8 protein-coding genes are annotated in these 7,222 nt (G+C 71.2%); 3 read left to right on the top strand and 5 right to left on the bottom strand.

Features of this window, described 5'->3' with window-relative positions:
* Positions 1-10: 10 nt before the first annotated feature.
* Positions 11-931, bottom strand: a complete 921-nt coding sequence (locus IJH84_RS25820) for a hypothetical protein (protein ID WP_295149972.1) — start codon at positions 929-931, stop codon at positions 11-13.
* A 112-nt stretch (positions 932-1,043) separates the two neighbouring features.
* On the opposite strand from IJH84_RS25820, the gene IJH84_RS25815 reads away from it, so the two are divergent.
* Complete coding sequence (locus IJH84_RS25815; protein WP_295149970.1) at positions 1,044-1,742, top strand: dienelactone hydrolase family protein; 699 nt, start codon at positions 1,044-1,046, stop codon at positions 1,740-1,742.
* Positions 1,743-1,817: 75 nt separating this feature from the next.
* Here the strand turns inward: IJH84_RS25815 and IJH84_RS25810 are convergent, their stop codons facing one another.
* Positions 1,818-2,135 carry a hypothetical protein gene (locus tag IJH84_RS25810; RefSeq protein ID WP_200069624.1) on the bottom strand — a complete coding sequence of 106 codons (318 nt, stop codon included), beginning with the start codon at positions 2,133-2,135 and terminating at the stop codon, positions 1,818-1,820.
* Positions 2,132-2,566, bottom strand: coding sequence for a hypothetical protein (locus IJH84_RS25805; protein WP_200069625.1), 435 nt, complete (start codon positions 2,564-2,566; stop codon positions 2,132-2,134). The genes IJH84_RS25810 and IJH84_RS25805 overlap by 4 nt, the downstream gene beginning before the upstream one ends.
* Positions 2,567-2,726: 160 nt before the next feature.
* Between IJH84_RS25805 and IJH84_RS25800 the strand changes: the two genes are divergently transcribed.
* Positions 2,727-3,365 (top strand): TetR/AcrR family transcriptional regulator C-terminal domain-containing protein, encoded by a 639-nt coding sequence (locus IJH84_RS25800; protein WP_200069626.1) that lies wholly within the window; start codon positions 2,727-2,729, stop codon positions 3,363-3,365.
* A 107-nt stretch (positions 3,366-3,472) separates the two neighbouring features.
* On the top strand, positions 3,473-3,691 hold the full coding sequence (locus IJH84_RS25795; RefSeq protein ID WP_200069627.1) for a hypothetical protein: 219 nt from the start codon (positions 3,473-3,475) through the stop codon (positions 3,689-3,691).
* 87 nt (positions 3,692-3,778) lie between these two features.
* Here IJH84_RS25795 and gndA read toward each other — a convergent pair whose 3' ends face one another.
* Both gndA and IJH84_RS25785 read right to left on the bottom strand, forming a co-directional pair.
* Positions 3,779-5,215, bottom strand: coding sequence for an NADP-dependent phosphogluconate dehydrogenase (gene gndA, locus IJH84_RS25790; RefSeq protein ID WP_295149964.1), 1,437 nt, complete (start codon positions 5,213-5,215; stop codon positions 3,779-3,781).
* A gap of 150 nt (positions 5,216-5,365) precedes the next feature.
* Positions 5,366-6,553: a dipeptidase gene (locus tag IJH84_RS25785; RefSeq protein ID WP_295149962.1), complete on the bottom strand. Its 1,188-nt coding sequence runs from the start codon at positions 6,551-6,553 to the stop codon at positions 5,366-5,368.
* Positions 6,554-7,222 lie beyond the last annotated feature (669 nt).

The raw sequence follows: 7,222 nt of genomic DNA, 5'->3' as shown, positions 1-7,222 counted from the left end.
GGCTCGGCGCTCAGCTCAGCCGCCGCCGGATGTGCTCCAGCGCATCGGACAACGTGGACGGACACCTGCGCCCGGCACCGCGGGCGAGCGCGTGCCGCAGCCGATGCTCGGTGCGGGCCGAGTTCATCCGCTCCAGCATCGGCACGATCGCGACGGCGACCCGCTCGGCCTCGGCGATGTCGCCCGCCGCCAACACCGCATCCAGCAACGCGGCCCGGTGGATGTACAGCGCCCACCGGTAGCCGTCGTCGCGGGCCGCCTCGACCGCCGCGCCCAGCAGCGGCAACGCCTCGGCGTGCCGGCCCAGCGAGACGCGCAGGCTGCCCGCGTGCCCGACGAGTTCGCGCTCGTCGAACCACCAGGACCACGCCGGATCCCGGCTGCTCAGGCCGTCCGAGAACATCGCCCCGGCACGCTCGAAAGCTCGCAGCGCACCGGGTTCGTTGCCCGCATGGCCCAGCACGCGCGCTTGCCGCAACCGGAACAACGCCCGCACCCGCCTCGGCACGCGCGGGTCCTCGGCGAAGTGGCGGGAGATCCGCAGCGCTTCGCCGTAATGACCGGAACCGGTGCAGACCAGTGCCTCGTTGGACAGCACGAACCACGTCATCGCGGTGTCCCCGGCCGCCCGCGCGAGCAGCAGCGCCTCGGCGTTGATCCGCCGCGCCTGCGTCAGCCGCAGACCGTCGAAGAGCATCCAACCGGCCAGTTCGCCCATTTCCGCGGTCACCGCTTGCAGATCCCGACGCACCGCGCGCACATACCGCCCGGTGCGCAGAACCTGTTGTGCGGCGCGGAAACTCCGCAACACCGACGGCGCGACCGCACCCGAGCCCAACTGCGCGTCCAACCGCGCGAACCGGCCGATCGCGGCGTGCAGCGCCTCGACGGAATCGGCATCCGCCGACGCTGCCGCACCAGGTTCCCGCACGGGTCCGATGATGACCGGCGCGCACCGGCGCGTCCACGCTCCGCAGGGCGTTCGTACCCGGGGTTCGCCCGCCCGGGTGCCGAGTCGCGCGGCCAAGTGATGGAATGCGGGCATGGCTGACAATCCGCTGCAGAACGTGACCTTTCCCAGCAACGGCAACACCGCGCACGGCTACCTGACGTTGCCGGAGTCCGGTAGCGGTCCCGGTGTCGTGGTGATCCAGGAGTGGTGGGGGCTGACCGACCACATCGCCGACGTGTGCAACCGGCTCGCCAACGAGGGCTTCGTCGCCCTCGCGCCGGACCTCTACGGCGGCAGCACCACGCACGACGCCGACGAGGCCGGCCGGCTGATGCAGGAGCTGCCGGTGGATCGCGCGGCCCGCGACCTCGGCGGCGCGGTGGACTACCTGCTCGGGCACGAGGCCGTCACCAGCAAGCAGGTCGGCGCCGTCGGCTTCTGCATGGGCGGTGGGTTCGTGCTGGTGCTCGCCGCGCAGCAGGGCGACAAGGTCGGCGCCGCGGTGCCGTTCTACGGCGTGCTCGGCGAGGACTACCCGGGCTTCGAGAACCTCACCGCTCCCCTGCTGGGCCACTTCGGCGAGCAGGACTCGATGGCGCCGCCGGAGTCCGTCGAGCAGCTGGCGGACCGGATCGAGCGCGAAGCGGGCGAACGCCCGGACTTCCGCATCTACCCGGCCGGGCACGCCTTCTTCAACGACTCGAACGCGCTCGGCACCTACGACGCGACGCAGGCGGCCAAGGCGTGGGGCTCCACGCTGGAATTCCTCCGGGCGAAGCTGGAGGGCTGAGCCCTCGGCGGCGTTCGCCCTCGGCGGCGTCGTTGTGGACGGATCGCTCACCAGCGGCGATCCGTCCACAGCGCGTCAGCTTTCGAAGATCTCGGCCAGGAAGTCGCTCGTCGCGGGCTCGTACGGCAGGAGTTGTCCAGCCTCGTCGACCCCGCAGCGGCCGAGGTGCGCCTGCCTGCTCGTCTCGGTGTCGGGCACCACGTCCAGCGCGACGGTGTCGCCGAGGACCGCATCCGGAGACTCGAGGCCGGCTTCCCCGCCGGTTCTGACGATCTTGGAATCCGCCGCTACGTCGGGGTCCTCGAGCGCACTGCGGGCCATCTCGTCGTGGAAGTAGGCCGCGCGAAGCCAGGCGTACTGACGCGCCGCGTCGAGCTGTCGTTGCGTGATCACAGGCAATTCCAGACGAAGAGGAGTTCCGCGTTGTCGACCGCTTCCCTGCACAGCGGCTGCAACTCGGCGAGCCAGTCCCGCACGGATTCCGGCGAGGCGCCCGCGAGCTCCGGCAGCCCAGCCCAGTCCTGCGCGAGCGGCGTGAGCTGGTCGGCGCCGACCGCGGGCAGCAGCGTGACGATCCGGCTGCTCACCGGCGTGACGACCGGCGCGGCGTAGAGATCGGGTTCCTGATCGGGGGTCTGGGCGGCGTGCCCGATGGCTTCGCCGAGGTCGGTTTCGGACAGCAGCACGTCGAGCGCCGCGAGCGCGACCGGATCCAGGCCACGGGCCCGCAGCGTCCTGAACCCGTATCGCTGCGGGTCCGGGAACCCGGCTTGCCGATATGCGGGAATCGCGTCCGGATCCGCCGCGAAAACGTCTGTGATCATCACATTCCAGCTGGTTCGTGCCTGGTCACGCCGAACCGTACCGGGCGCGCTCACGACTTCACCCGCGCCCTGCCGGGCCAGGAGCGCCGGGCGGGAACCCCGTAGGCTGAGCCGATGAGCCCCTTCAGGTTGAGCCGATGAGCCCCCTTAGGTTGATCTGATGAGCGCAGACGCCACGCCGCGGCCCGAGCGGCCGCGCCTGGAACCGGCCGCGGTGGTCACCGAAGCCGTCCGGCTGCTCGACGAGCAGGGGTTCGACGCGGTGTCCATGCGCGCGGTCGCCGACCGGCTCGGGGTGCGGATGAACACCGTGCTCTGGCACATCAAGAGCAAGGCGCGGCTGCGCGAGCTGATGGCCGACGCGCTGATCGGCGAGGTCTCGCTGACCGACCTGCCGCAGGACTGGGAACCGCGGGTCCGCGAGCTGTTCCACCGCTACCGGCGCGCCCTGCTGGCCCACCGGGACGGTGCCGCCGTGGTCACCGGTACCTACGCGCCGGACCCGCACACGCTGCGGTTCGCCGACGAGCTCAGCGGCACGCTGCTGGGCGCCGGGCTCGGGCGGCGGGAGACCTCGTGGGCGGTGTGGACGCTGGTGTACTACACGCTCGGGCTGGTGCAGGAGGAGCAGGCGCTGCCGGGCGCGCGCCGGAGCGGGCTGCACGAGGCGGTCACCGAACGCGACCTGCCGGGCCTGCACCGGATCTTGGACGAGCTGGACGTGCTGGACTTCGACGAGCGGTTCGACTTCGGCCTCACACTGCTGCTGACCTCGCTGCGGCAGCGCGCGGAGGTTTGAGCCGCCCCGGCCGTCGGCAAGCCTGCGGACGGAGTCCCGGACCGACCGGCAGGCCACCCGGCCGTCGGCAGGCCCGCGGATGAAGTCCCGGATTGGTCGGAAACACGATGTCCGCACGGCATGAACAGCCCGAACCACAGGAGCGAGCCGACCCGCCGATCGGCCACGGCAACGAGGACGAGGGCTACGACGAAGGCTCGGGCGACCGGATCACCCCGGACACGCCCATCGGCGACGAAGACGACCGGTGGCGCCCGGAGCCCGGCGAGCAGCCGCACCCCCGCCACCTGCCCGCCGACATCCCCCCGGACGCCCCGGAGGAATGATCGGGGGTCGTGGTACTAACACGTCTTCGCCTCGCTGTTCGCCAGGAGCGGTGCGGCGGTTCGCGACACCGCCGCACCGCGGTCGTCTCAGGCGGTTTCTTCGGTGCGGTCGGCGTCCCAACGGGTGTGGTAGGTGCCGTCGGCGTCGACGCGGCGGTAGGTGTGCGCGCCGAAGTAGTCGCGCTGCGCCTGCGTCAGCGCAGCGGGCAGCCGTGCGGCGCGCAGCGAGTCGTAGTACGCCAGCGCGGCGGAGAAACCGGGTGTCGGGATGCCGAGGTCGGCCGCGGTCCGCACCACGCGCCGCCAAGCGTCCTGGGCGTCGGCCAGCTCGCGGGAGAACTCCGCGTCCGCCAGCAGCGTCGGCAGCGCCGGGTCCGCGCTGTAGGCGTTGCGGATCCGGTCCAGGAACGCCGCGCGGATGATGCAGCCGCCGCGCCAGATCGTGGCCATCGCACCGAGGTCGATGTCCCAGCCGTACTCCCGGCTGCCCACCGAGATCATGTTCCAGCCCTGCGCGTAGGAGACGACCTTGGAGGCGTACAGCGCCTGCTCCACGTCCGCGGCCAGCCGCTCGGCGTCCTCAGTGGACAGCGCGGAGGCCGTTGGCCCGGCCAGTCCTTGCGCCGCCTCGCGCAGGTCCGCGTGCCCGGACAGGCTGCGCGCGAACACCGCCTCGGCGATCCCGGAGACCGGCACGCCCAGCTCCAGCGCGGTCTGCACGGTCCAGCGGCCGGTGCCCTTCTGCTCGGCCTGGTCCAGGATCACGTCGACGAACGGCTCGCCGGTGGCGCCGTCGGTGTGCGTGAGCACCTCCGCGGTGATCTCCACCAGGTAGGACGCCAGGCGGCCCTGGTTCCAGCCGCGGAACACCTCGGCGATCTGCGCCGGTTCCAGCCCGCCCGCGCGGCGCAGCAGGTCGTAGGACTCGCCGATCATCTGCATGTCGGCGTACTCGATGCCGTTGTGCACCCTCTTCACGAAGTGCCCGGCACCACCCGGCCCGACGTGCGTGCAACAGGGCGTGCCGTCCACGTGCGCGCTGATGCGCTCCAGCATCGGCCCGAGCGATTCGTACGCCTCCGCGGAGCCGCCGGGCATGATCGACGGACCGTGCAGCGCGCCTTCCTCGCCGCCGGAGATGCCGGTGCCGACGTAGTGCAGCCCGCGGGCGCGCAGCGCCTCGTCGCGGCGGCGGGTGTCCTCGAAGTGCGCGTTGCCGCCGTCGATGAGCACGTCGCCTTCTTCCAGCAGCGGCGCGAGCTCGTCGATCACGGCGTCGGTGGGGTCGCCCGCCTTGACCATGATGACCACCCGGCGCGGGCGCTCCAGCGCGGCGACGAGCTCCGCGGCGGACTCGGCGGGGGCGAACTCGCCCTCCTCGCCGAACCGGTCCATGAACTCGCGGGTGCGGCTGGGCGTGCGGTTGTGCACCGCCACGGTGTAGCCGTTGCGCGCGAAGTTGCGGGCCAGGTTGCGGCCCATCACCGCCAGGCCGGTGACGCCCACTTGCGCCAGCTTCGACATGAAAACCTCTTTCGGCGTCCGGTTGACTCACCCTGCCCAACCAGGCCGTCCGCGGCGGTGTTCCCGAGTTGGGGCATCCAGGCGGGCGGGGTGCTCAAGTCCACAGGACCGCAAGTCCACAGTGCCGCGGCCGCGGCGGCAAACGCGGGATCAGCCGTCCAGCGACTCGATCGTGGCGACCGAAGGCGGCTGCGCACGCAGCTCGGCAGCGGTCCGCTCCGCCGCGTCGAGCACGCGGATCACGTTGCGGTGCGCCAACTTCGCCAGGTCGTCGTCCGACCACCCGCGGTCCAGGAGTTCGGCGAACAGCCGCGGGTAACCCGCCACGTCCGGCATGTCGTCCGGGGTGGTCTGCACCCCGTCGTAATCGCCGCCGATGCCGAGGTGGTCGATCCCCGCGACCTCCCGCATGTGGTCGAGGTGGTCGGCCACGGTGGCGGCGGTGACTTCCGGGCGCGGGTGCGCTGCCTCGTAGTCGGCGCGGAACCGCCGCTGGGCATCCGGGTCACCGGCGGGCCCGCGTGCTGCGAGTTCGGCCTCGTAGCGCTGGAACCACTCCCTGGTCGGCTGCGAGATGAACGACGGCACGAACGTCGCCATCGCGACCCCGCCGTTGGCGGGCAGCTCGGCCAGCACATCGTCCGGGATGTTGCGCGGGTGGTCGCAGACCGCGCGGGACGACGAGTGCGAGAACAGCACCGGCGCGCGGGTCGTGCGCAGCGCGTGGCGCATCGTGTCGGCCGAGACGTGCGAGAGGTCGACCAGCATCCCGAGCCGGTTCATCTCCCGCACCACCTCTTCGCCGAAGCGGGTCAGCCCGTGCGCGGCCGGTTCGTCGGTGGCCGAGTCCGCCCAGGGCACGTTGTCGTTGTGGGTCAGCGTCAGGTAGCGCACGCCCAGCGCGTGCAAGGACCGCAGCGTCGCCAGCGAAGAGGCGATGCAGTGGCCGCCTTCGGCACCCATGAGCGAGGCGATGCGGCCGCGGGCCATCGCGGCGCGCACTTCTTCCGCGGTGCCTGCCAGCTCCAGCTGCTCCGGATGGCGCGCGGCAAGGCGCAGCACGCAGTCGATCTGCTCCAGGGTGGCCGCGACCGCCCGGTCGCCTTGCAGGGCGGTCTGCACGTAGACGGACCAGAACTGGCCGCCGACGCCGCCCGCGCGCAGCCGCGCCAGATCGGTGTGCAGGTGCTGCGACTGGTCTTGATCGATGTCCAATCGCGCGAGGTCGTAGGCGTCGTGTTCGCGCAGCGCCCACGGCAGGTCGTTGTGCCCGTCGAGTACCGGGTGCCGATCGAGCAGCGCACGGGCGCGCGCTGCTGATCCTCGCTCGTCGGGCATCGCTACCTCACGCTTTCTTCGCCACGATCACGACGTCGTGCTGTCTACCCCGCGGGCCGCCGGGGTTCAACAGGTCGTGCGCAGTGCGGCCGCCACAGCTCGCCGTCCCGTGCGGCTTTTCGGGCGACTCGAACCCCCTCGATGCATTGCGGCAACGGCATGTGATCACGCTCAGCGATCAGCCGGGCGGACCAAGATCACCGCAAAGTTGATCTTTTCCAGCGCAACGACTGTCGCCCACCACGGCGCACCGTCGCCGTACGAGTTCGGCGCGCAGCGGCCGAGCCGCTGGTCGGAATTGCACCACCCGCCGAACGTGAAAGTTTTTCCTCGGAATCTAGAATGGATATTCGTTCCTGGCGAATTCAAAAAGTTGCACCGTCGGCCGGATTAATCACGCAGTGTGCTTCGCCATCGAGTACCGAGCTGCACCCGACTGTGGGTTTGTAGGCGTCCGGTTTGTGGCATAAAGTCGTGGTCGAGCCAGGACGGAAACTCGCCTGCCGGCACCCCGCCTTCCGAAACCCGCCTTCCGGGACCAGCCTTCCGACACCCCGCAAGGCGAACCTCGCACGGCACCGGCGCCGCGTTCGCCGGTTCCATTCGACCGCCGGGTTCCGGACCTCGTTCCGAGACCGCGGCCGCGAAGACCGGAAGGCGCGCATCGCG

The sequence above is a fragment of the Saccharopolyspora sp. genome, assembly GCF_017434145.1.
In the GTDB taxonomy this organism is placed as follows: Bacteria; Actinomycetota; Actinomycetes; order Mycobacteriales; family Pseudonocardiaceae; genus Saccharopolyspora_C; species Saccharopolyspora_C galaxeae.
Note: the sequence above shows the minus strand (reverse complement) of the source record. Positions and strands in the feature narration are given on the sequence as shown.